The 22,751-nt window shown below is 64.0% G+C and carries 20 protein-coding genes; 19 read left to right on the forward strand and 1 reads right to left on the reverse strand.

Annotation, left to right across the window (positions count from 1 at the left end; translation table 11 throughout):
- Positions 1-166: 166 nt before the first annotated feature.
- The 14 genes from PMI40_RS02900 (at position 167) to trpA (ending at position 16,636) form a co-directional block, all read left to right on the forward strand.
- A complete protein-coding gene (locus tag PMI40_RS02900) occupies positions 167-619 on the forward strand; it encodes a CBS domain-containing protein (protein ID WP_008111933.1) in 453 nt (150 codons plus the stop codon).
- A gap of 83 nt (positions 620-702) precedes the next feature.
- Positions 703-2,592 carry an MFS transporter gene (locus PMI40_RS02905; RefSeq protein ID WP_008111935.1) on the forward strand — a complete coding sequence of 630 codons (1,890 nt, stop codon included), beginning with the start codon at positions 703-705 and terminating at the stop codon, positions 2,590-2,592.
- Between the two features lie 132 nt (positions 2,593-2,724).
- Positions 2,725-3,813, forward strand: coding sequence for a chorismate synthase (gene aroC / locus PMI40_RS02910; RefSeq protein WP_008111937.1), 1,089 nt, complete (start codon positions 2,725-2,727; stop codon positions 3,811-3,813).
- A 184-nt stretch (positions 3,814-3,997) separates the two neighbouring features.
- Positions 3,998-4,822 (forward strand): M48 family metallopeptidase, encoded by an 825-nt coding sequence (locus PMI40_RS02915; RefSeq protein ID WP_008111939.1) that lies wholly within the window; start codon positions 3,998-4,000, stop codon positions 4,820-4,822.
- Positions 4,823-5,013: 191 nt separating this feature from the next.
- The gene (gene leuC / locus PMI40_RS02920; protein WP_008111941.1) at positions 5,014-6,414 is read left to right on the forward strand and encodes a 3-isopropylmalate dehydratase large subunit; all 1,401 of its coding nucleotides are present in this window, start codon (positions 5,014-5,016) and stop codon (positions 6,412-6,414) included.
- A gap of 21 nt (positions 6,415-6,435) precedes the next feature.
- On the forward strand, positions 6,436-6,567 hold the full coding sequence (locus tag PMI40_RS02925; RefSeq protein WP_008111943.1) for an entericidin A/B family lipoprotein: 132 nt from the start codon (positions 6,436-6,438) through the stop codon (positions 6,565-6,567).
- A 103-nt stretch (positions 6,568-6,670) separates the two neighbouring features.
- Positions 6,671-7,318, forward strand: coding sequence for a 3-isopropylmalate dehydratase small subunit (leuD, locus tag PMI40_RS02930; RefSeq protein WP_008111945.1), 648 nt, complete (start codon positions 6,671-6,673; stop codon positions 7,316-7,318).
- 76 nt (positions 7,319-7,394) lie between these two features.
- Positions 7,395-8,462, forward strand: a complete 1,068-nt coding sequence (gene leuB / locus PMI40_RS02935; protein WP_008111946.1) for a 3-isopropylmalate dehydrogenase — start codon at positions 7,395-7,397, stop codon at positions 8,460-8,462.
- A 58-nt stretch (positions 8,463-8,520) separates the two neighbouring features.
- Positions 8,521-9,633, forward strand: coding sequence for an aspartate-semialdehyde dehydrogenase (asd, locus tag PMI40_RS02940; RefSeq protein ID WP_040501601.1), 1,113 nt, complete (start codon positions 8,521-8,523; stop codon positions 9,631-9,633).
- Positions 9,634-10,058: 425 nt separating this feature from the next.
- Complete coding sequence (locus PMI40_RS02945; protein ID WP_008111948.1) at positions 10,059-12,830, forward strand: FimV/HubP family polar landmark protein; 2,772 nt, start codon at positions 10,059-10,061, stop codon at positions 12,828-12,830.
- 104 nt (positions 12,831-12,934) lie between these two features.
- Positions 12,935-13,852, forward strand: coding sequence for a tRNA pseudouridine(38-40) synthase TruA (locus PMI40_RS02950; RefSeq protein ID WP_008111949.1), 918 nt, complete (start codon positions 12,935-12,937; stop codon positions 13,850-13,852).
- A 46-nt stretch (positions 13,853-13,898) separates the two neighbouring features.
- Positions 13,899-14,579 (forward strand): phosphoribosylanthranilate isomerase, encoded by a 681-nt coding sequence (locus tag PMI40_RS02955; RefSeq protein WP_008111950.1) that lies wholly within the window; start codon positions 13,899-13,901, stop codon positions 14,577-14,579.
- A 14-nt stretch (positions 14,580-14,593) separates the two neighbouring features.
- Positions 14,594-15,817: a tryptophan synthase subunit beta gene (gene trpB, locus PMI40_RS02960; RefSeq protein WP_008111951.1), complete on the forward strand. Its 1,224-nt coding sequence runs from the start codon at positions 14,594-14,596 to the stop codon at positions 15,815-15,817.
- Between the two features lie 21 nt (positions 15,818-15,838).
- Complete coding sequence (gene trpA, locus PMI40_RS02965) at positions 15,839-16,636, forward strand: tryptophan synthase subunit alpha (RefSeq protein WP_008111952.1); 798 nt, start codon at positions 15,839-15,841, stop codon at positions 16,634-16,636.
- Between the two features lie 70 nt (positions 16,637-16,706).
- Here the strand turns inward: trpA and PMI40_RS02970 are convergent, their stop codons facing one another.
- A complete protein-coding gene (locus tag PMI40_RS02970; protein ID WP_008111953.1) occupies positions 16,707-17,057 on the reverse strand; it encodes a NirD/YgiW/YdeI family stress tolerance protein in 351 nt (116 codons plus the stop codon).
- Between the two features lie 172 nt (positions 17,058-17,229).
- On the opposite strand from PMI40_RS02970, the gene accD reads away from it, so the two are divergent.
- The 5 genes from accD (at position 17,230) to purF (ending at position 22,675) form a co-directional block, all read left to right on the forward strand.
- Complete coding sequence (accD, locus tag PMI40_RS02975) at positions 17,230-18,102, forward strand: acetyl-CoA carboxylase, carboxyltransferase subunit beta (protein ID WP_008111954.1); 873 nt, start codon at positions 17,230-17,232, stop codon at positions 18,100-18,102.
- A gap of 77 nt (positions 18,103-18,179) precedes the next feature.
- Entirely contained in the window at positions 18,180-19,493 is a 1,314-nt protein-coding gene (folC, locus tag PMI40_RS02980; protein ID WP_008111955.1) for a bifunctional tetrahydrofolate synthase/dihydrofolate synthase, read from the forward strand.
- A gap of 111 nt (positions 19,494-19,604) precedes the next feature.
- Entirely contained in the window at positions 19,605-20,543 is a 939-nt protein-coding gene (locus tag PMI40_RS02985; RefSeq protein ID WP_008111957.1) for an SPOR domain-containing protein, read from the forward strand.
- Positions 20,544-20,577: 34 nt separating this feature from the next.
- A complete protein-coding gene (locus PMI40_RS02990; protein ID WP_008111958.1) occupies positions 20,578-21,078 on the forward strand; it encodes a CvpA family protein in 501 nt (166 codons plus the stop codon).
- 79 nt (positions 21,079-21,157) lie between these two features.
- On the forward strand, positions 21,158-22,675 hold the full coding sequence (purF, locus tag PMI40_RS02995; protein WP_008111960.1) for an amidophosphoribosyltransferase: 1,518 nt from the start codon (positions 21,158-21,160) through the stop codon (positions 22,673-22,675).
- Positions 22,676-22,751: the final 76 nt, after the last annotated feature.

The raw sequence follows: 22,751 nt of genomic DNA on the forward strand, positions 1-22,751 counted from the left end.
GATAATCAATAAAATCGCGAGGCGGTTGCTCAAATGTCGCCATTGCTACTACCATGCTGGTTCAAAGGGCAAATGCGGGGCTCAAGGCGCATTGAAGCCCTCGATCGGTTCAACGCGCCGGCTTCGGCAACAGTCAAAACAGCAGCATCACATTTAGGATGACATCATGAAAGTCTCTGAAATCCTCAAGGTCAAGGGCAACATCCTCTTCACGGTCACGCCTGAGACCCCGATCCAGGAGGCGGTGGCCGCCATGGCAGAGAAAGACATCGGCTCGCTGGTCGTCATGGAATACGGTGACCTGGTCGGTATGTTGACCTTCCGCGAGGTGCTGCTGGCGTTGCACAAGAATGGCGGTGCGCTGGGCGGGGCGACGGTGCGCCGTCACATGAACGATGCCCCGATCACGGTCACGCCCGATACCGATCTCAACGAGGTGCGGCGCCTGATGCTCGAGCAGCATGCACGCTACGTGCCGGTGATGGAAGCCAAGACGGTACTGGGCGTGATGTCGTTCTACGACGTCGCCAAGGCGGTGCTGGATGCGCAGGGCTTCGAGAACAAGATGCTCAAGGCGTACATCCGCGACTGGCCCGCCGAGGAAGAAAACAATACCTGAGCGGCATTCGCCCGCGATCGAGCCGTTCCCCCGGGAACGGCTTTTTGTTGTCCGTCACGTCCGAACCGCCACCGAACAGTTCCATGCAAAAGAACAACCAGTTTTCGCTTTTCTCGCAGCGGCGCTTCGCGCCGTTCTTCTGGACCCAGTTCCTGGGCGCGCTCAACGACAATGTGTTCAAGACGGCGCTGCTGACGATCCTGACCTACGACGCGGTTTCCTGGACCACGATCGATACGGCATTGCTCAACAACCTGATCCCGGGCCTGTTCATCCTGCCGTTCTTCCTGTTCTCGGCCACCGCCGGCCAGCTGGCCGACAAGCTGGAGAAGGGGCGCGTGGCGCGCTGGGTCAAGCTGGTCGAGATCGTCATCATGGGCGTGGCGGCATTCGGCTGGATGACGCATCACCTGTGGCTGCTGGTGGCGGCGGTGGTGGGCATGGGCATCCACTCGACGCTGTTCGGGCCGGTCAAGTACGCCTACCTGCCGCAGCACCTCAAGCGCGAGGAACTGGTCGGCGGCAACGGGGTGGTCGAGATGGGGACCTTCGTGGGCATCCTGCTGGGCGAGATCATCGGCGCGGTACTGGTGGTGCAACGGCCGTGGGGCTTGCCGCTGGTGGCGATCACCACGCTGGCGCTGGCGGTGCTGGGCTGGCTGGCCAGCCTGCGCATTCCCCATTCACCGGCACCGGCGCCCGAACTCAGGATCAACTGGAACCCGTTTTCGGAGACGCTGCGCAACCTCGGTTTTTCGCGCCGCAACCGGCCGGTGTTCCTGTCGCTGCTGGGCAATTCGTGGTTCTGGTTCTACGGCGCCATCGTGCTGGCGCAGTTTCCGCTCTACGCCAAGAATTACCTGCTGGGCGACCATGGCGTGTTCGTGCTGCTGCTGGCCGTGTTCTCGGTGGGCATCGGCGCCGGTTCGCTGCTGTGCGAACGCCTGTCGGGCAACAAGGTCGAGATCGGGCTGGTGCCGTTCGGCTCGATCGGCCTGTCGGTGTTCGGACTCGAATTGTTCCTGGCCAGCCAGGCCTATGTGGTACCGGCGGCCACGGTCGACATCCCCGCTTTCCTGGGGCAAGGCGGCAGCTGGCGCATCCTGCTCGATTGCCTCGGTATCGGCATCTTCGGCGGACTCTACATCGTGCCCTTGTTCGCGCTGATCCAGACCCGCTGCGACCCGGCGCATGTTTCGCGCACCATCGCCGGCATGAACATCATGAATGCGCTGTTCATGGTCGCCGCGGCGCTGGTGGCGATGGTGCTGCTCAAGGCGGGCCTGACGATTCCCCAGATCTTCCTGGCCACGGCGATCCTCAATGCGGCGGTGGCGCTATACATCTTCTCGCTGGTGCCCGAGTTCCTGATGCGCTTTCTGGCCTGGCTGATGATCCACACCTTCTACCGGGTGCGCATCACCAACGGCGACGCCATCACGGCCCATGGGGCGGGCGTGCTGGTGTGCAACCATGTCAGTTATGTCGACGCCATCGTCATCATGGCCGCCAGCCCGCGACCGATCCGTTTCGTGATGGATCACCGCATCTTCCGCATGCCACTGCTGTCGTGGGTGTTTCGCACGGCGCGGGCGATCCCCATCGCGCCGGTCAAGGAAGACCCATGGCTGACCGAGAAGGCCTTCGTCGACATCGCCCAGGCCCTGCATGAGGGCGAACTGGTGTGCATCTTCCCCGAGGGGCGGCTGACCCGCGATGGCGAGCTCAGCGCCTTTCGTGGCGGCATCCAGAAGATCATCGAACGCAGCCCGGTGCCGGTGCTGCCCATGGCGTTGCGCGGACTGTGGGGCAGCCTGCTGTCGCGCGACCCGACCAATCCGTTTGCGCGCCGCTTCAAGCGCGGCCTGTTCTCGCGCCTGGAACTGGTGGTGGGCGAGCCGATCGCGGCCAGCGAAGTGACCCCGGCCCTGCTGCAGGAAAAGGTCGCGGCGCTGCGTGGCCACTGGAAGTGAGGCAGCCGCACCCGGCCGTGCGACCGACCGGGCGCTTCGGATGGCCGCGCCTGGCGCAAACCATAAACAGGTTCTCAGGCAGTGCGGGACTGGTAAAATCCTGCTTTTCCCGTCTTACTGCGCGAATCCATCATGTCCGGCAATACCCTAGGCACGCTCTTCACGGTTACCACTTTCGGCGAATCCCACGGTCCAGCCATCGGCTGCGTGGTCGACGGCTGTCCGCCGGGACTGGCGCTGTCGGTGGCCGACATCCAGCCCGAACTGGACCGCCGCCGGCCCGGTACCTCGCGCCACGTCACGCAGCGCCAGGAGCCGGACACGGTCGAGATCCTGTCGGGGCTCTACGAGGGGCGCACCACCGGCACCCCGATCGCGCTGCTGATCCGCAACCAGGACCAGCGCAGCAAGGACTATGGCGACATCCTCGACACCTTTCGCCCGGGCCACGCCGACTATACCTATTGGCAGAAGTACGGCATCCGCGACCCGCGCGGTGGCGGTCGCTCGTCGGCGCGCCTGACGGCGCCCCCGGTGGCGGCGGCGGCGATTGCCAAGAAATGGCTGTTCGAGCAATACGGCACCACCTTCGGCGGCTGCATGAGCCAGCTGGGTGAAATCGCGATTCCGTTCGAGTCGTGGGAGCACGTGCCCACCAATCCTTTCTTTGCCGCCAACGCCAGCATCATCGGCCAGCTCGAGGATTACATGGACGCCCTGCGCCGCGAAGGCGATTCGTGCGGTGCCCGGATCGACGTGGTGGCGCGCAATGTGCCGGTCGGCCTCGGCGAGCCGCTGTTCGACAAGCTCGACGCCGACATCGCCTATGCGCTCATGGGCATCAACGCGGTCAAGGGCGTCGAGATCGGTGCCGGTTTCGCCTCGGTCGCGCAAAAGGGCTCCGAGCATGGCGACGCCCTGACCCCAGGCGGCTTCGCGGGCAACAACGCCGGAGGCGTGCTGGGCGGCATCTCGACCGGCCAGGACATCACCGCCTCGATCGCCATCAAGCCGACCTCCAGCATCCGCAAGGCGCGCCCCTCGATCGACAAGGCCGGGCAGGCCATCGAGGTCGAGACCCACGGCCGTCACGATCCGTGCGTCGGCATTCGCGCCACGCCCATCGCCGAAGCCATGCTGGCGTTGGTATTGATGGATCACGCGTTGCGCCACCGGGCGCAGTGCGCCGACGTGCGGGTCGAGACGCCGCGCTTGCGCTGAATGCGAACCCGCGCGTGACCACGGCACCGCCTTGGTCGCCAAGTGCAGCCAGGCCGGCCATCGTCACGCGATCGCCGGCCTGATTTTTTGCGAACCATCCGACACGAGGGCTGGTCGAAAAACTCGCTCAGTGACGGATGAGGTGCCGTCACATCATTCGAAAACCAACGAGGAGGGTGGCGCAATGCGCATCAAACCGATCATCAAGAACAGCATCCTGGCCGCCGCGCTGGTCGGGGTGGTGGCGTGCGAAAGCGTGCAGACCACGCAAGGCGGGGCAGTGGGCGTCGACCGGCGCCAGCAGATGCTGGTGTCGTCACAGGAAATCGATGCCGCCGCCGCCAAGGAATATGCCCAGGTACTCGACGAGGCCAGGAAGAAGAACCTGCTCAATCGCAATGCGGCGCAGACCCAGCGGGTGCGCACCATCGCCAATCGCCTCATCCCGCAGACCGGCGTATTCCGTCCGGATGCGCTCAAGTGGCAATGGGAAATCAACGTACTGAACTCCGACGAGCCCAATGCCTGGTGCATGCCGGGCGGCAAGATCGCGGTCTATACCGGCCTGATCGACAAGTTGTCCATCACCGACGATGAGCTGGCCGCTGTCATGGGGCACGAGATCGCCCACGCCCTGCGTGAGCACGCGCGTGAACGGGCGTCCCAGCAAGCCGTGGCCGGTTCGGCCATTTCGATCGGCGCGTCGCTGCTGGGTATCGGCGACCTGGGCCAGCAGAGCGCGCAGTATGCCTACATGGGCTTGCTGGGCCTGCCCAATTCGCGGGCCAACGAGACCGAGGCAGACCGTATCGGCGTGGAGCTGGCTGCGCGTGCCGGCTATAACCCGCAGGCGGCGGTGAGCCTGTGGCAGAAGATGGCCAAGCTCGGCGGCCAGGAGCCGATGAAGTTCATGTCGACCCATCCATCGAGCTCGGAGCGCATCGCCGACCTGACCGTCTACGCCCAGCGCGTCGACCCGCTGTACCAACAAACCCGCAAGACCCGTTGAGCTGCATTTTCAAAATGTCGATTTTTCGGTGCTGGCAGATGGATGTGCGGTCTTGAGTGCAATTTGCAGCATTATTGACTGTTGTGACCGCACATCGAAAAATGTGTGAAGGAGGATGGGCCAGGGCGCTTTATGGCATAATCAAATGCTGTTTTCAACGATAAGTGCCCTTTTCCGCACGACATTGCATCATGCTCAAGACGCTCTACGACAAACTCTGGGAGTCGCACGTCGTCCATACAGAAGATGACGGTACCGCCATCCTGTATATCGACCGCCACCTGCTCCACGAAGTGACCAGCCCGCAAGCCTTCGAAGGCCTCAAGCTAGCCGGACGTCAACCTTGGCGTAATTCGGCCAATCTTGTCGTGGCGGACCATAACGTACCCACCACCGATCGTGCCCAGGGCATCGTCGACCCGGTCTCGCGGCTGCAGGTCGAGACGCTCGACGAAAACGCCAAGACCTACGGCCTGACCTATTTCGGCATGAACGACAAGCGCCAGGGCATCGTGCATGTGATCGGCCCCGAGCAGGGCGCCACCCTGCCGGGCATGACGGTGGTCTGCGGTGACTCGCACACCTCGACCCACGGCGCCTTCGCGGCGCTGGCGCATGGCATCGGCACCTCCGAGGTGGAACACGTGCTGGCCACCCAGACCCTGCTGGCGCGCAAGTCCAAGTCGCTGCTGGTGCAGGTCGACGGTGCCTTGCCCGCTGGCGTCACCGCCAAGGATATCGTGCTGGCCATCATCGGCAAGATCGGCACCGCCGGTGGCACCGGCTATGCCATCGAATTCGCCGGCTCGACCATCCGTTCGCTGTCCATGGAAGGCCGCATGACGGTCTGCAACATGGCCATCGAGGCCGGCGCGCGCGCTGGCATGGTGGCCTTCGACGACGTCACCCTCAATTACCTCAAGGGTCGTCCGTATTCGCCGTCCGGCCCGCACTGGGAACGCGCGGTAAGCTACTGGCGCACGCTGCATTCCGATCCGGGCGCCAAGTTCGACCTGGTGGTCACGCTCAATGCGGCCGAGATCAAGCCGCAGGTGACCTGGGGCACCTCGCCCGAGATGGTGGTGTCGATCGACGCCCGGGTGCCGGACCCCGACAAGGAAAAAGACCCGACCAAGCGCGACGGCATGGAAAAGGCGCTGGCCTACATGGCCTTGAAGCCCAATACGCCGATGGAGGATATCCGCATCGACAAGGTGTTCATCGGGTCCTGCACCAATTCGCGTATCGAAGACCTGCGCGAAGCCGCCGCAGTGGTGCGCGGCCGGTTCCGTGCCTCCAACGTCAAGCTGGCCATGGTGGTGCCCGGTTCCGGGCTGGTCAAGGAACAAGCCGAGCGCGAAGGCCTGGACCGCATCTTCCGCGATGCCGGTTTCGAGTGGCGCGAGCCGGGTTGCTCGATGTGCCTGGCCATGAATGCCGACCGGCTGGAGCCGGGCGAGCGCTGCGCCTCCACCTCCAACCGCAATTTCGAAGGCCGTCAGGGCGCCGGTGGCCGTACCCACCTGGTCAGCCCGGCGATGGCTGCGGCAGCCGGTATTGCCGGCCATTTCGTCGATATCCGTTCCCTTTAACTGTCAACTCGAGATCACATCATGAAAAAAATCACCGCTCTGGTTCTGTTGGTGGCTGCGCTGGGTGCACTGGCCGGCTGCAATACGGTCGACGGCTTCGGCAAGGATGTGCAGCACGTCGGCGAAAAGATGCAGGATTCTTCCAAGAAGTAAGCTGGCCGCGGGCGGCCGGGTCGATGACCTTGCCGCCGGCGCCCGTCGATCCGTAAAAAGGAAAGGAGCGAGCGGCAGGAGCCGTTGGCACCGACTCAGCACCATGAATAAATTCAATGTACACGAGGGTTTGGTCGCGCCGCTGGATCGCGCCAACGTCGATACCGACGCCATCATTCCCAAGCAATTCCTCAAGTCGATCAAGCGCAGCGGCTTCGGCCCCAACCTGTTCGACGAATGGCGTTATCTCGATCACGGCGAGCCCGGCATGGATAACTCCGTGCGTCCGCTGAACCCTGACTTCGTGCTCAACCAGGAGCGCTACCAGGGAGCGTCGATCCTGTTGGCGCGCAAGAACTTCGGTTGCGGCTCCTCGCGCGAGCACGCGCCATGGGCGCTGGACCAATATGGTTTCCGGGCGGTGATTGCGCCCAGCTTCGCCGACATCTTCTTCAACAACTGCTACAAGAACGGCCTGCTGCCGATCGTGTTGTCGGAGTCGCAGGTCGACCAGCTGTTCAACGAGGTCAAGGCGTTCCCCGGCTTTCGCCTGGTCGTCGACCTGGAAAAGCAGGTGGTGAGCACCACCAGCGGCAGCCAATCGTATCCTTTCGACATCAGCGAATTCCGCAAGTATTGCCTGTTGAATGGCTTCGACGACATCGGCCTGACGCTATTGCGCGCCGATACCATTCGCGCCTACGAAGAAAAACGGCTATATGAACAGCCCTGGTTGAGTAACACTATCTGACGATAGTCGATACACAGCAAAGGGCGGTCAGATGACCGCCCTTGTCTTTATACCCCCCTAGAAAAAAGAGAGTGCCATGAAGATTGCAATTCTGCCGGGTGACGGCATCGGTCCGGAAATCGTCGATCAGGCGGTTCGCGTCCTCAATTCGCTGGGCGAACAGTTCGAAATGGAAACCGCCCCGGTCGGCGGCGCCGGCTACGAGGCCCATGGCCACCCACTGCCCGATGGCACCCTCGAGCTGGCCAAGCAAGCCGACGCGATCCTGTTCGGTGCGGTCGGCGACTGGAAATACGACAAGCTCGAACGCGCGCTGCGTCCCGAGCAGGCGATCCTGGGATTGCGCAAGCACCTGCAACTGTTTGCCAACTTCCGTCCCGCGATTTGCTACCCGGAACTGACCGGCGCCTCCTCGCTCAAGCCCGAGCTGGTGGCCAACCTGGACATCCTGATCGTGCGCGAGCTCAATGGCGACATCTACTTCGGCCAGCCGCGCGGCATGCGTGAAGCGCCGGACGGCCCCTTCAAGGGGGCCCGCGAAGGATTCGACACGATGCGCTACAGCGAACCGGAGATCCGGCGCATTGCGCACGTGGCGTTCCAGGCCGCGGCCAAGCGCGGCAAGCGCCTGTGCAGCGTGGACAAGGCCAACGTGCTGGAAACCTTCCAGTTCTGGAAGGATGTGGTCAGCGATGTGGCCAAGCAATACCCCGAGGTCGAGCTGTCGCACATGTACGTCGACAATGCCGCCATGCAACTGGTCAAGGCGCCCAAGAACTTCGACGTCATCGTCACCGGCAACATGTTCGGCGACATCCTCTCGGACGCGGCGGCCATGCTGACCGGCTCGATCGGCATGCTGCCCTCGGCCTCGCTGGACGCCAACAACAAGGGCCTGTACGAGCCGTCGCACGGTTCGGCGCCGGACATCGCCGGCAAGGGCATCGCCAATCCGCTGGCTACCATCCTGTCGGCGGCGATGATGTTGCGCTTCTCGCTCAATCGCGCCGAGCAGGCCGATCGCATCGAGAACGCGGTCAAGAAAGTGCTTGCGCAAGGCCTGCGCACCGCCGATATTTACGAAGCGGGCACCACCAAGGTCAATACCCAGCAGATGGGCGATGCGGTGGTGAAGGCCCTCTGAGGCATAATGTCAGGCTCGATTGACTGATAACGATGGAAGTTCTACACAGGGAAAGATGATGAAACTGGTTGGTTTGGTAGGCTGGCGCGGTATGGTGGGTTCGGTCCTGATGCAACGCATGCAGGACGAGGGTGATTTCGATCACATCGAACCGGTATTTTTTTCGACCTCGAATGCAGGCGGCAAGGCGCCGTCGTTCGCCAAGACGGCAACGACGCTGAAAGATGCCAACAGCATTGAAGAGCTGAAAAAATGCGACATCATCATCACCGCGCAGGGCGGCGACTACACCAACGAGATCTTCCCCAAGCTGCGCGCGGCTGGCTGGGACGGCTACTGGATCGATGCGGCCTCGTCGCTGCGCATGAAGGACGATGCGGTCATCGTGCTGGACCCGGTCAACAACGACGTCATCAATGATGCGTTGGCGCGTGGCGTGAAGAACTACATCGGCGGCAACTGCACCAATTCGATCCTGCTCATGGGTGTGGGTGGCCTGTTCAAGCAAGGCCTGGTCGAGTGGGTCAGCTCGATGACCTACCAGGCCGCCTCCGGCGGCGGTGCCAACCACATGCGCGAGCTGTTGAAGGGCATGGGCGTGATCAACGCGGCCGTGGCCGATGAACTGGCCACGCCATCGTCGGCCATTCTCGACATCGATCGCAAGGTGGCCAGCACCATCCGCGAAGAAGTGCCGACCGAATTCTTCGGCGCACCGCTGGCGGGCGGCCTGATCCCCTGGATCGATGCCCAGCTCGAGAACGGCCAGTCCAAGGAAGAGTGGAAGGGCCAGGCCGAAGTCAACAAGATCCTCGGCAACCAGCAGGTCATCCCGGTCGACGGCCTGTGCGTGCGCATCGGCGCCATGCGTTGCCACAGCCTGGCGCTGACCATCAAGCTCAAGCGCGACCTGCCGCTGGCCGAGATCGAGGCGATCATTCGCGGCGGCAACCAGTGGGTCAAGTGGGTGCCCAACGAGCGTGCGGTCACGGTCAGGGAGCTGACGCCGGCGGCCATCACCGGTGGCCTGGAAATCGGCGTGGGCCGGGTGCGCAAGCTCAATCAGGGGCCGGAATACATCTCGGCCTTCGTGATCGGCGACCAGCTGCTGTGGGGCGCGGCCGAACCGCTGCGCCGCATGCTGCGCATCATTCTCGGCAACCTGAAATAATGCCGGGATTGCACGACCGTATGCGATAGGGGCTTGCCTTTGTCGTTGTCAGTCTGCAACAATAGCCCGCCCGTGACCATGCAGATGGTCGCGGGCGGGTTTTTATCGTCTTGAGAACTTGGTTACACTTGCGAGCGTAAGTTCTTGATGATAAGTTGAAAATCTGGGATTCTTCGCATAAACAAGATGCGGAGGGTTTCAAATTCATTTCATGAAAGCCAACATAATCGGGGCGCAACGGTGTCGCAGCGCCCCTGCATCGGTGTGCTGGCATTGATGAAATGGGTCTGTCGTGGGCTCTTCGCGCTTCGCGGGCGGATGTCCCGAAACTGCGGTTTCCGAGCAGCACATGCCCCAACACGGCTCACCACCCATAACGAGCGTGACGGGTTCTTTGCGGAACGTTTCATTACGCCATAAAAAACATGCCTCTGAACACCAAGCTCCCTCCGTCCCACACCCAGCAGATCAAGCACCTCAAGAAGCTCAGTGCCGCCGTGGCGCTGGCATTGGCCTTTCCGCTGGCGGCCCAGTCCGCCGCCTTGGGCAAGCTGACGGTGCTGTCGTCGCTGGGGCAGCCATTGCGTGCCGAGATCGAGGTCACGGCGGTGAGCGCCCAGGAAGCCGGCAAGCTGGCCGTGAAATTGGCGCCGGCCGAGGCATTCGCGCGCGCCAACGTCGAGTTCAACCCGGTGCTGTCGTCGCTCAGTTTCGCGGTCGAACAGCGGGCAGGGCGTCACTTCGTGCGCATCAGCTCGGCGCAGCCGGTGAGCGACCCATTCGTCGACCTGCTGCTCGAATTGTCCGCCGGCAATGCCAAGGCCGTGCGCGAATACACCTTCCTGCTGGACCCCGCCGATAGCCGCACCCCGCGCAACGCGCAAGTGACCCCCCTGACGCCGTCCCGCAGTACGGCACCTGCTACCACCACACCGGCACCGTCGTCGGCACCTGCTGCTGCCGTGACCGCGCCGGCAGCACCTGTCGCCGCAGCGCCTGCCGCAGTGGCATCTGCTGCTGCGCCTGAAGCACCGGCAGCACCGGCAGCACTGGCCAAACCATCGGAAACCGCGTCCACCGCACCGGCCAATGCAGCGACTCCCGCAGCGACTCCCGCAGCAACGCCGGCCGCCGCAGCGCCGGCTGCCGCAGTCGCCCCGATCCCGGTCAGCGGCGAAGAGCCGGTGTCCACGATCGTCCAGCGCCCGGCGCCGTCGGCGCTGGCCGAAGAACTGATTCGTCGCCAGCAGGCGGCCCCGGCCGATACACCTGCCGCGGCCAGTCCTGCCGACATGCCGGCCACGCAGAGTGCCAGCGGCAGCGTGACCCGGCCGGCGCCGGCCACCGCCGACGCGTCCGCACCAGCGGCGGCGGCGGCTGGCGGCAAGAGTGGCGACTATCGTGTCAAGCAAGGCGATACGCTGGCCGGCATCGCCGCCCGCAACAAGCAGACCGATGTCTCGCTGGACCAGATGCTGGTAGCGCTGTACCGCGCCAACCCGGAAGCCTTCGATGGCAACAACATCAATCGCCTGCGCGCCGGGCGCGTGCTGGCCATCCCCGACCAGCCGGCGGCGGCAGCGGTCGACCAGGGCGAGGCACGCGGCATCGTCGTGGCGCAGGCCCAGGATTTCAACGCCTACCGCAACAAGCTGGCCGCGCAGGTGGCCGATGGCCCCGCGCGCAGGCCTGGCGGCGCCAGCCAGAGCGGCGGCGGCAAGATTACCGCGCGGGTCGAAGAGCGCAACGCCAATGCCCAGGCGCGTGACCGGCTGGAGCTGTCGCGTGGCGGTCGCGCCAAGGGCGAGGCTGGCAATGCCGGTTCGGCCGAAGACCGCGCCGCTTCCGAACGTGCATTGGCCGAAGCCAATGATCGCGTCAAGGCGCTCGAAGAGAACGTCGGCAACCTGCAGAAGCTGCTGGAACTGAAGAACAAGACCATCGCCGAACTCAGCGAGCAGAAGGCACCAGCCGCTGCGGCGGCAACGCCGGCCGCGGCGCCGGTCGAAGCGGCCAAGACCGACGTCGCACCAACGGCCGAGGTCAAGCCGCAAGAACCGGCCGCAACGCCGGCACCGGCCGCTCCTGAACCAGCGCCTGCGCCTGCAGCCGCGCCAGCACCGGTAGTGGTGGCACCGCCGGCGGCCCAGGCCACCGATGCGCCGGCCGCCAAGGGTGGCTTTTTCGAGTCCCTGCAGCACAGTCCTTATACCTGGCCGGTGATCGGCGGCTTACTGGCGCTGCTGGTGGTGGGGGCGGGCGCCGTGATTGCCACCCGTCGCCGCAAGAAGAAGGCCGAAGAGCCAGCCGCCGAAGCCGCCGCCGAGCCCGAGCCTGCGCCCGCGGCACAGGCCGCTGCCGTCGCCGCGGTGGCCGAGGCCGAGCAGGTGGTCGAGCCCGAGCCGGTCGTTGAGCCCGTCGTCGAGGCGCCCGTCGACGCCCTTGCCGAAGCCGACATGTACATTGCCTACGGTCGCGACGAACAGGCCGAAGACATCCTCAAGCTGGCGTTGCAGACCGATCCTGAACGTCAGGCCCTGCACGGCAAGCTGCTCGAGATCTATGCCAAGCGGCAGGACGTCGACAGCTTCAACCGCACCGCACTCGAACTGCACCGCATCGATGGCGGCGTGGGCGAAGAATGGCAAAAGGCGGCGGCACTGGGCCTGGCGCTCGACCCCACCAATGTGCTGTATGGCGGCGCGCCCGAAGCGCCGCTGGTACCTGAGCCGGAAGAGCAGGGCCTGGACTTCGATCTCGACGACTTCAAGAGCGCCGAGATCCAGCCGGCCGCCGCCGCGCCGACGGCCGCGGTCGATCTCGGCCGCGATATCGATTTCGACCTCGATCTCGACAACGGCAGCAAGCCGGATGACGACGAGCCTATCCTGCCGGCGTCGACCTCGGCGTCGATGCTGCTCGACGATGGCGATGACGGCAAGCCGCCGGTAAGCCTGGCCGATCTCGATCTCGACCTGGACGCTGCCGCGCCGGCCACGCCGTCGGCGGTCAACCTGCTCGACGAGGACGAAGAGTCGGCTTTCGAAGCCGAGATGACCACCAAGCTCGACCTGGCTGCCGCCTATCAGGAAATCGGCGACAAGGAAGGTGCGCGCGAATTGCTGGAGGAAGTCATGCGTGGCGGCAACGATGCCCAGATCGCGCGCGCCAACGACATGCTGGCCAAGCTGTCCTGACCAAATCACCGGCGGCGCATACAATAGTGTTTTCTCGCGGGCACCTCGCATGAGGTGCCCGTCTTGTTTTTTGCCGCCCGCCGGCCCGTAACGCAGATATCGACATGAACCACACCACCGCTGCCGCCAATTCCGCTCACCCCGATGGCCCGGGCCTGCGGCGGGTGGTGCTGGGCGTGCAATACGACGGTTCGCAATGGCAGGGCTGGCAGACCCAGCCGCATCGGCAGACGGTGCAGGACCAGCTGGAGCAGGCACTGCACCGCTTCACGCTGCAGCGCATCGCCACCACCTGCGCCGGCCGTACCGATTCCGGGGTGCATGCGCTGGAGCAGGTGGTGCATTTCGACACCACGATCACGCGCGACCTTTTTTCGTGGGTGCGCGGCGTCAACGCCTTCCTGCCGCCCAGCATTGCGGTGCGCTGGTCGTGCGAGCAGCGCCATGTGGACGATGCCGCGGTGGCCGCGCAACTGTCGGGCCAGGCGGTCGCGCATGGCCACGCGCGCGCGGGCGTGGCCGCCGACTTCGGCTTTCACGCCCGGTTCTCGGCCACGGCCCGCACCTATCATTACGTGCTCTACAACCACCCGGTGCGCTCGCCGCTGCTGGCGGGCAAGGCCGGCTTCACGTTTCGTCCGCTGGACGCGGCGCGCATGCACGAGGCGGCACAGCAGTTGATCGGCGAGCACGACTTCACCAGCTTTCGCGCCGTCGAATGCCAGGCCAAGTCGCCGGTGCGGCACATGCAGAGCATCACCGTGCAACGCCAGGGTGACCTCATCATCTTCACGCTCAAGGCCAATGCCTTCCTGCACCACATGGTGCGCAACATCGTCGGTTCGCTGATCTTCGTGGGCACCGGCAACCAGGCGCCGCAGTGGATGGGACAGCTGCTGGCCCAGCGCGATCGCAGCCGGGCCGCACCGACCTTCATGCCGGACGGCCTGTACCTGGCACGGGTGGACTACCCCGATACCTGGATGCTGCCGCAGGAGAACCGCCCGTGGCCATGGCTATAAGATCGTTTATGATGGCGCAACGACAACTTTCCATAGGGCAATGAAGATGAGCCAACGTACCCGCATCAAGATCTGCGGCCTGACCCGCGAAGAAGACGTGGCCGCCGCCGTACAGGCCGGCGCTGACGCCATCGGTTTCGTGTTCTACCCCAAGAGCCCCCGTTTCGTGACACCTGCCCGCGCCGCCGAGCTGGTGCGCTCGCTGCCGCCCTTCGTCAGCAGCGTGGGATTGTTCGTCAATGCATCCCTGGAAGAGCTGCGGCAAGTGCTGATGCAGGTGCCGTTGTCGCTGCTGCAGTTCCATGGCGACGAGACTCCCGCGCAGTGTGCCGAGCTGGCCGCGGCCACGGTACGCCCGTTCGTGCGCGCCGCCCGCATCGGGGCCTCGACTACGCCCGCCGATTTGTTAGAATACGAACGTGCATATCGCTCTGCCAGTCCGTTCTTCTGCGGGCTGCTGCTCGACACCCTGGTCGAGCAGTATGGTGGTAGCGGAAAGGTCTTCGATTGGTCTCTAATCCCAAAAGAACTCGCGCCTCGGGCCGTTTTGAGTGGTGGCTTGAGCGTACTCAACGCCACTGAAGCGGTGGCGGGCGTTCGCCCTTACGCGGTCGACATCAGTAGCGGTGTCGAAGCGGCCAAGGGCATCAAGGATGCCGCAAAGATCAATGCCTTCATCGATGCGGTTCGCCTGGCCGACGCTGTGCCATTGCCAGCGTCCAACTGAATTCAGGATTTTCCATGACAGAATTGAACACGGCTGCCCCAGGGCAGGCTGCACCCTATGACCTGCCCGACGCACGTGGCCACTTCGGCCCCTACGGCGGCAGTTTCGTTGCCGAAACCCTGACCCTGGCGCTCGACGAGCTGCGCCAGGGTTATGAGCGGTACCAGAACGACCCCGACTTCCTGGCCGAATTCCATCACGAACTCAAGCATTTCGTCGGTCGGCCGAGTCCGGTGTATCACGCCAAGCGCTGGTCCGAGCAGGCCGGTGGCGCGCAGATCTACTTCAAGCGCGAAGACCTCAACCACACCGGCGCCCACAAGATCAACAACGTGATCGGGCAAGCGCTGCTGGCGCGGCGCATGGGCAAGAAACGCATCATCGCCGAAACCGGCGCCGGCCAGCACGGCGTGGCCACGGCCACCATCTGCGCCCGCTTCGGCATGGAGTGCATCGTCTACATGGGCAGCGAAGACGTCAAGCGCCAGTTGCAGAACGTCTATCGCATGAACCTGCTGGGCGCCAAGGTGATCCCGGTGGAGTCGGGCTCCAAGACGCTCAAGGATGCGCTCAACGAAGCCATGCGCGACTGGGTCACCAATGTCGAGTCGACCTTCTACATCATCGGCACCGTGGCCGGCCCGCATCCCTATCCGATGATGGTGCGCGACTTCCAGTCGGTGATCGGCAACGAATGCATCGTGCAGATGCCCGAGATCGCATCGCGCCAGCCGGACTACGTGGTCGCGGCAGTGGGCGGCGGCTCCAACGCCATGGGCATCTTCTATCCCTACATCGATTACCGCGATGTGCAGCTGGTGGGGGTAGAGGCCGCCGGCGACGGCCTGGACAGCGGGCGTCACTCGGCGTCGCTGACGCTGGGTTCGCCCGGGGTATTGCACGGCAACCGCACCTACCTGCTGCAGGACGAGAACGGCCAGATCATCGAGACCCACTCGGTCTCGGCCGGGCTCGACTACCCCGGCGTCGGTCCCGAGCACGCCTGGTTGAAGGACAGCGGCCGCGCCACCTATGCCTGCATCACCGATGACGAGGCGCTGGCGGCGTTCCATACCTGCTGTCGCATCGAAGGCATCATCCCGGCGCTGGAGTCGAGCCACGCACTGGCCTATGCGGCCAAGCTGGCGGCCACCCTGCCGCGTGACAAGATCGTGCTGGCCAACCTGTCCGGCCGGGGCGACAAGGACATGCACACCGTCCAGCAGCGCCTGGGTTGATCCGCCAACGAGACCGATATCATGTCCAGAATCCAACCGACTTTTTCCAAGCTGGCCGAGCACAAGCGCAAGGCCCTGATCACCTTCATCACCGCCGGCGATCCGTCGCCGGAGTTGACCGTGCCGCTGATGCATGCGCTGGTGGCCGGCGGCGTCGACATCCTCGAGCTCGGCGTGCCGTTCTCCGACCCGATGGCCGAGGGGCCGGTGATCCAGCGGGCCTGCGAACGCGCCCTCAAGTTCAATGTGTCCACCCGCGACGTGCTGGACCAGGTGCGCCAGTTCCGCCAGACCAACACCCATACCCCGGTGGTGCTGATGGGGTATGCCAACCCGATCGAGCGCTTCGGCGTGGATGCCTTCATCGCCGCGGCCAGTGAGGCCGGGGTCGATGGCACCATCGTGGTCGACTACCCGCCCGAAGAGTGCGAGGACTTCGCCCGCAAGATGCAGGCGCAAGGGCTCGATCCGATCTTCCTGCTGGCGCCGACTTCCACCGAGGAACGGATTCGCCAGGTGGCGCAGTTCAGCAGCGGCTTCTCGTACTACGTCTCGCTCAAGGGCGTCACCGGCGCCGGCAATATCGATACGGCCGAAGTGGCCGAGCGCATCGCCGCCATCCGCCGCCACGTCAAGCTGCCCATCGGCGTGGGCTTCGGCATTCGCGACGGCGCCACGGCCAAGGCGGTCGCGGCGGTGGCCGATGCCGTGGTGATCGGCAGCCGTATCATTGCCGAAATCGAGAACACGCCGCCGGCACAGGCATGCGCGGCGGTGCAGGCCTTCGTGGCCGATATTCGCCAGGCGCTGGATGCCTGACCCGGCGGATCGGCCCTCGAAAAAAAAGCCTTCCGGACCGGAAGGCTTTTTGTTTGGGCGCGAGCGTGGCCTATTGCAGCACGGTGACCTGCTTGACGTCGATGGTGGCATTGCTGCCGAAGTCCTTGTCGACCTCGCCTTGCAGGCGCACCCGCGTCTTCTCGCTCACCGGAGTGGTGGGAAAGCGCTTGTGGTCGATCTCGACCTCGATGGCACCGGTGTAGTCCTGGAAGATGTAATGCTCGTCGCGCACCTTCGACACCAGCAATCCCTCAAGCAGCACCTGGCTCTTGTCGGCTGACTTGCTGGCGCGCGCCACGTCGGTGATGGCCGGGTTTTGCGAGGGGCCGGTGTATTGCGCCACGGCCTGGCCGGCCAGCAGGACCAGCGTCATGCCCAGCAGGGCGGGTATTTTGATCATGGATTTCCTTGAGGTTGGGCTTGATGCTGCTTGAGTAGCGCACGGCCCATTTGGTTCGATATTTCCCATGCCAAGGGAAGTGTATTGCAGCCTGGAAACGAAACCGCGCCGGGCATGTAGCGGGGAATCGGCTCTGGTACAATTCGCCACCGGAAATTTGAAAGAGGATTCTATGAGCTGGCTTGAGAAGTTGTTGCCACCCCAGATTCAACGCAGTGGTTCCGCAAGTCGCAAGTCGATCCCGGAAGGCTTGTGGGTCAAGTGCCCCTCCTGCGAAGCCGTACTGTATCGTACCGACCTGGAGTCCAATCTCCATGTCTGCCCCAAGTGCAGCCACCACATGCGCATCCGCGCCCGCGCTCGTCTCGATGCCCTGCTCGACGAAGGCGGTCGCTACGAGATCGGCCAGGAGGCGCTGCCGATCGATACCCTCAAGTTCAAAGACAGCAAAAAGTACCCTGATCGTCTCAAGGACGCCATGGAATCCACCGGTGAAACCGACGCCATGGTAGTGCTGGGCGGCGCGATCATGACCTTGCCGGTGGTGGTGGCCTGCTTCGAATTCGAATTCATGGGTGGCTCGATGGGTTCGGTGGTGGGCGAGCGCTTCGCGCGCGGTGCCCAGGCCGCACTCGAGCAGAAAGTGCCGTTCATCTGCATTACCGCCACCGGCGGCGCCCGTATGCAGGAAGGCCTGCTGTCGCTGATGCAGATGGCCAAGACCACCTCGATGCTGACCAAGCTGGCCGAGAAGAAACTGCCCTTCATCAGCGTGCTGACCGACCCCACCATGGGCGGCGTGTCGGCCTCGTTTGCCTTCATGGGCGATGTCGTGATGGCCGAGCCGCGCGCCCTGATCGGGTTTGCCGGGCCGCGTGTCATCGAGAACACCGTACGCGAGAAGCTGCCGGAAGGCTTCCAGCGCGCCGAGTTCCTGTTGACCAAGGGTGCCATCGACATGATCGTCGACCGTCGCAAGATGCGCGAGGAAATCGCGCGCCTGCTGGCATTGCTGCAGAACCAGGCGGCCGAAACGGTTTCCTGAGCAGCGCATCCCATCGGGCCCGGATTTGCCGACCGGCAAGTCCGGGCCTTGTTTTTTCCCTCGACCCGAGCGGCGCCATGACATCGCAAGTACCCACTACCCCCACCACGCTCAACGAATGGCTGGCGCTGCTGGAGCAGCGACATTTCAAGCAGATAGACATGGGGCTGGAGCGCGTCGCCAAGGTCAAGCAGCGACTCGAACTGAACTTCGCCTGTCCGGTGATCATGGTCGCCGGCACCAACGGCAAGGGCTCCACCTGCGCCATGCTGGAATCGATCCTGATGCGCGCAGGCTATCGCGTCGGTCTCTACATCAAGCCGCATTTCCTGCACTTCAACGAGCGCGCGCGCATTGGTGGCGACATGGCCAGCGACGCCCAGCTGGTGGCCGCCTTCGACGCCGTCGAGGCGGTGCGCGGCGACATCTCGCTGACCTATTTCGAATTCACCACGCTGGCCATCATGAAGTTGCTGGCCGCGGCGCCCCTGGATGTGGTCATCCTCGAAGTGGGCCTGGGCGGCCGCCTGGATGCGGTCAATGTGATCGATGCCGACGTGGCCATCGTCACCAGCATCGATATCGACCACACCGAATACCTGGGCAACACGCGCGAAGAGATCGGCTTCGAAAAGGCCGGCATCTTCCGCGCCGGCAAGGTGGCCGTGTGCGGCGACCCGATGCCGCCGAAGTCGCTCATCGAGCACGCCGAGAAGATCGGCGCCGACCTGTGGCTGATGGGGCGCGACTTCAACTACCAGGGCGACAAGCAGCAGTGGGCTTACGGCGGGCGCGGCATGCGCCGCAACTCGCTGGCGTATCCCAGCTTGCGTGGCGCCAACCAGATCCTCAATGCCTCGGCCGCGCTGGCCGCGCTCGAAGCCTTGCGCGAAGTGTTGCCGGTGGGCGCGCAGGAAGTGCGCACAGGCCTGGCGACGGTCGAGTTGCCGGCGCGGTTCCAGGTGCTGCCAGGCCAGCCGGTGGTGATCCTGGACGTGGCGCATAACCCGCACGCGGCCGCCACGCTGGCGCAGAACCTGGACAACATGGGCTTTCATCCGTACACCTATGCGGTGTTCGGCTCCATGCTGGACAAGGATATCGAAGGCGTCATCGGTCACCTGAAGGACAGGATCGACCACTGGTGCGTGACCGACCTGCCGCTGCCGCGCGCGGCCAGCGCCGGGCAGTTGCGCGACGCCCTGCTGGAAGCCGGGGTGCAGCCCGAATTCAGGCGCGACGCGGCACGCAGCATCGAGACCTTCGACACGCCGGCCGCGGCCTATGCAAATGCCCTCGGCAGGGCAGGCGAGAATGATAGAATTGTGGTTTTTGGATCCTTCCTCACGGTGGCCGGTGTCATGCAGGCACGGCGACCCGGATTGCACTGATGTCGATCCTGGCCGCAGGCCGTGAGTCGCGCCTGAATAGCGCACGTGTGTTTTTCAGGAACCCCGGGGTTTGCGGGTTCTTGCCTTAAGATCAATCAACTTGACTGTCGCATGGGCTTGTTCTCGTTTTTCCGTAAAAACAAGCAGGAATCTGCTTCCGACCAAGGCGAATTCCGTTCGCGTTCCGCAGAGGAAACCTCGGTTCTGCGCAGCCGTACCAGTCGTGCCGCCAATACCAGCGGCCGCGGTCCCGCCCGGGGCAAGGCCGGCAAGGAAGGCGTCGATCCCCTGTTGCCCGAAAAGAAACGTGCGCGCCGCCGCCTCATCGGCGCCGTGGCGCTGGCCCTGGCGGTAGTGATCCTGTTGCCGATGATCCTCGATTCCGAGCCGCGCCCGCTCAACGACGATATCGCCATCCAGATCCCATCCAAGGACCAGGGCGCCAACAACACCTCCAGCGTGGCCCAGCCGGCCGCGGCGGCCAGCGAGCCGGCACGGGTGGCGTCCAGCGCGGCACTGGACCAGAAGGAAGAAATCGTCGAACCGTCGGCGGTGACGCCGGCACCGGTCACCGCACCGCCGGTGGCATCGGTCGCCCCGCCCAAGCCGGTCGAGAAGCCAGCCGCCAAGCCGGAAGAAAAGAAACCCGCCGTCGAGCACAAGGAAGAGCCCAGGAAGACCGCCAAGGTCGAGCCGCCCAAGCCCAAGGAAGCCCCCAAGCCGCATGCCACCGACAGTGGCGACGATGCGGCGCGGGCATTGGCCATCCTCGAAGGCAAGTCCTCCAACGCCGCGGCCGACAAGAAGCCGGCCGCCGCCGCTGGCAAGTTCGTCATCCAGGTGGCGGCGCTGGCCACCCAGGACAAGGTCAATGAACTGCGCAGCAAGCTCACCGGCGCCGGCATCCATTCGTACACCCAGAAGATATCGACCCAGGGCGGCGAGCGCACCCGCATCCGCGTCGGTCCCTTCACGGGACGTGACGACGCCGAACGCACGGCGGCCCGGATCAAGAAGCTCGGCTTGAACGCGACCATCGTCCCGGCTTGAATTTGAGACTATCTAGCTACATATTGTTGTCATCGTGACGATTTTTGACTACTTGGTGTTGCTGGTGGTGGTCTGTTCGGTAATCATCAGCACCTTGCGCGGACTGGTGCGCGAAGTATTGTCATTGGCCAGCTGGATCGTGGCCCTGGTGGTGGCCAATACCTACGGTGAAGCGCTGGCGGGGATGTTGCCCGAGCTGGTGCCGGGGCAATCGACCCGGCTGATCGTGGCCTTCATCGCCTTGTTCATCGGTACCAGGCTGTTGATGGCGCTGGTGTCGAGGACCTTGAGCGAAGTGATCAAGGTCAGCGGCCTGGGCATGCTCGACCGGGCGCTGGGCAGCGTGTTCGGCGTGGCGCGCGGGATCCTGGTCGTGCTGGCGGCGGTGTTGCTGTGCGGCACCACGTCCATCCCGCAGCAGCCGTTCTGGAAGGATGCAATACTGAGCCCCTGGGCTGAACAGGCAGCGCTGCAGGTGATGCAGTTCCTGCCGGGCAAGTTTGCCGAGCATATAAGTTTTTCCGCCCCGGCCTGACGTCGTGTTGGCGTCGCCGGGGTGTCAAGTAGCGCCTGGATTGTGGTTTTCGTCGTTTTCGTTTTGTTAGGAGTCCACCATGTGTGGCATCGTCGGTATCGTCTCTCATAGCCCCGTGAACCAGATGTTGTATGACGCGCTGCTGCTGCTGCAGCACCGCGGCCAGGACGCAGCGGGTATTGCAACCAACCACCAGCAGGGTTTCTCGATGCACAAGGCCAATGGCCTGGTGCGCGACGTGTTCCGTACCCGCAACATGCGTTCGCTGCCGGGTAATACCGGTATCGGCCAGGTACGCTACCCGACCGCCGGCTCGTCCAGCGAGGAAGAGGCGCAACCGTTCTATGTCAACGCACCGTTCGGCATCATCCTGGCCCACAACGGCAACCTGACCAATGCCGACCAGCTCAAGATCGAGATGTTCAAGAACGATCGGCGCCACCTCAACACCGACTCCGATACCGAAGTCCTGTTGAACGTGCTGGCCCACGAGCTGCAGCAGGCTACCACCGGCTATTCGCTCGATCCGGCGGCCCTGTTCAAGGCCGTGACCATGGTCCACAAGCGGGTGCGCGGTTCGTACGCGGTGGTGGCGCAGATCGCCGGCTACGGCTTGCTGGGTTTCCGCGATCCGTACGGCATCCGCCCGATGTGCCTGGGTTTCAACGAAAGCGAACGCGGCATCGAATACATGATGGCCAGCGAGTCGGTCGCACTCGAAGGCATGGGCTTCCGCTTCCTGCGCGACGTGATGCCGGGCGAGGCGATCTTCATCGATATCGATGGCAAGCTGTACAACCAGCAATGTGCCGAAAACCCGACCCTCAATCCCTGCGCCTTCGAGTACGTCTACCTGGCCCGTCCCGACTCGGTCATCGATGGCGCCTCGGTGTACGGCACGCGCCTGAAGATGGGCGAGTTCCTGGCCGACAAGATCCGCCGCGAATTCAAGTCGGGCGAAATCGACGTCGTCATGCCGATCCCCGATTCGTCCCGTCCGGCCGCCATGGAGCTGGCGCTGAAGTTGGGCATCGAGTACCGCGAGGGCTTCATCAAGAACCGCTACATCGGCCGTACCTTCATCATGCCCGGCCAGGCGCTGCGCAAGAAGTCGGTGCGCCAGAAGCTCAACGCCATCGTCAGCGAATTCAAGGGCAAGAACGTGCTGCTGGTGGATGACTCCATCGTGCGGGGTACCACCAGCCGCGAGATCGTCCAGATGGCGCGCGAATCGGGCGCCAAGAATGTGATCTTCGCCTCGGCCGCGCCACCGGTGATGTTCCCCAACGTGTACGGCATCGACATGCCGACCCGTGACGAACTGATCGCCTACGGCCGCAGCACCGAGGAAGTGTGCCGTGAAATCACCGCCGATGCCCTGGTGTACCAGGACGTCGAGGCGATGAAGCGCGCCATTTCCGAATGCAACCCTGCGCTCAAGAACTTCGAGGCTTCGTGCTTCGACGGCCAGTACATCACCGGCGACATCACCCAGGAATACCTGGACCGCATCGAACTGGCGCGCAAGAACCCGCAGCCGATGCTGGAGGATGTGGTGCGCTCGCAGCTGAACCTGAACCTGGCGCGCGTGGAGTGATGCCAGGCCGCGCCTGACCCGTACCTGCCAACGCCGGCTGCCCGAACGCAGTCGGCGTTTGTCTATCTGCACTTTT

This window comes from Herbaspirillum sp. YR522 (genome assembly GCF_000282575.1).
In the GTDB taxonomy this organism is placed as follows: Bacteria; Pseudomonadota; Gammaproteobacteria; order Burkholderiales; family Burkholderiaceae_D; genus Herbaspirillum.

Coding starts and splice junctions, on each gene's coding strand:
- PMI40_RS02900 (WP_008111933.1), top strand. CDS start 167: ATGAAAGTCTCTGAAATCCTCAAGGTCAAGGGCAACATCCTCTTCACG.
- PMI40_RS02905 (WP_008111935.1), top strand. CDS start 703: ATGCAAAAGAACAACCAGTTTTCGCTTTTCTCGCAGCGGCGCTTCGCG.
- aroC (WP_008111937.1), top strand. CDS start 2,725: ATGTCCGGCAATACCCTAGGCACGCTCTTCACGGTTACCACTTTCGGC.
- PMI40_RS02915 (WP_008111939.1), top strand. CDS start 3,998: ATGCGCATCAAACCGATCATCAAGAACAGCATCCTGGCCGCCGCGCTG.
- leuC (WP_008111941.1), top strand. CDS start 5,014: ATGCTCAAGACGCTCTACGACAAACTCTGGGAGTCGCACGTCGTCCAT.
- PMI40_RS02925 (WP_008111943.1), top strand. CDS start 6,436: ATGAAAAAAATCACCGCTCTGGTTCTGTTGGTGGCTGCGCTGGGTGCA.
- leuD (WP_008111945.1), top strand. CDS start 6,671: ATGAATAAATTCAATGTACACGAGGGTTTGGTCGCGCCGCTGGATCGC.
- leuB (WP_008111946.1), top strand. CDS start 7,395: ATGAAGATTGCAATTCTGCCGGGTGACGGCATCGGTCCGGAAATCGTC.
- asd (WP_040501601.1), top strand. CDS start 8,521: ATGAAACTGGTTGGTTTGGTAGGCTGGCGCGGTATGGTGGGTTCGGTC.
- PMI40_RS02945 (WP_008111948.1), top strand. CDS start 10,059: ATGCCTCTGAACACCAAGCTCCCTCCGTCCCACACCCAGCAGATCAAG.
- PMI40_RS02950 (WP_008111949.1), top strand. CDS start 12,935: ATGAACCACACCACCGCTGCCGCCAATTCCGCTCACCCCGATGGCCCG.
- PMI40_RS02955 (WP_008111950.1), top strand. CDS start 13,899: ATGAGCCAACGTACCCGCATCAAGATCTGCGGCCTGACCCGCGAAGAA.
- trpB (WP_008111951.1), top strand. CDS start 14,594: ATGACAGAATTGAACACGGCTGCCCCAGGGCAGGCTGCACCCTATGAC.
- trpA (WP_008111952.1), top strand. CDS start 15,839: ATGTCCAGAATCCAACCGACTTTTTCCAAGCTGGCCGAGCACAAGCGC.
- PMI40_RS02970 (WP_008111953.1), bottom strand. CDS start 17,057: ATGATCAAAATACCCGCCCTGCTGGGCATGACGCTGGTCCTGCTGGCC.
- accD (WP_008111954.1), top strand. CDS start 17,230: ATGAGCTGGCTTGAGAAGTTGTTGCCACCCCAGATTCAACGCAGTGGT.
- folC (WP_008111955.1), top strand. CDS start 18,180: ATGACATCGCAAGTACCCACTACCCCCACCACGCTCAACGAATGGCTG.
- PMI40_RS02985 (WP_008111957.1), top strand. CDS start 19,605: ATGGGCTTGTTCTCGTTTTTCCGTAAAAACAAGCAGGAATCTGCTTCC.
- purF (WP_008111960.1), top strand. CDS start 21,158: ATGTGTGGCATCGTCGGTATCGTCTCTCATAGCCCCGTGAACCAGATG.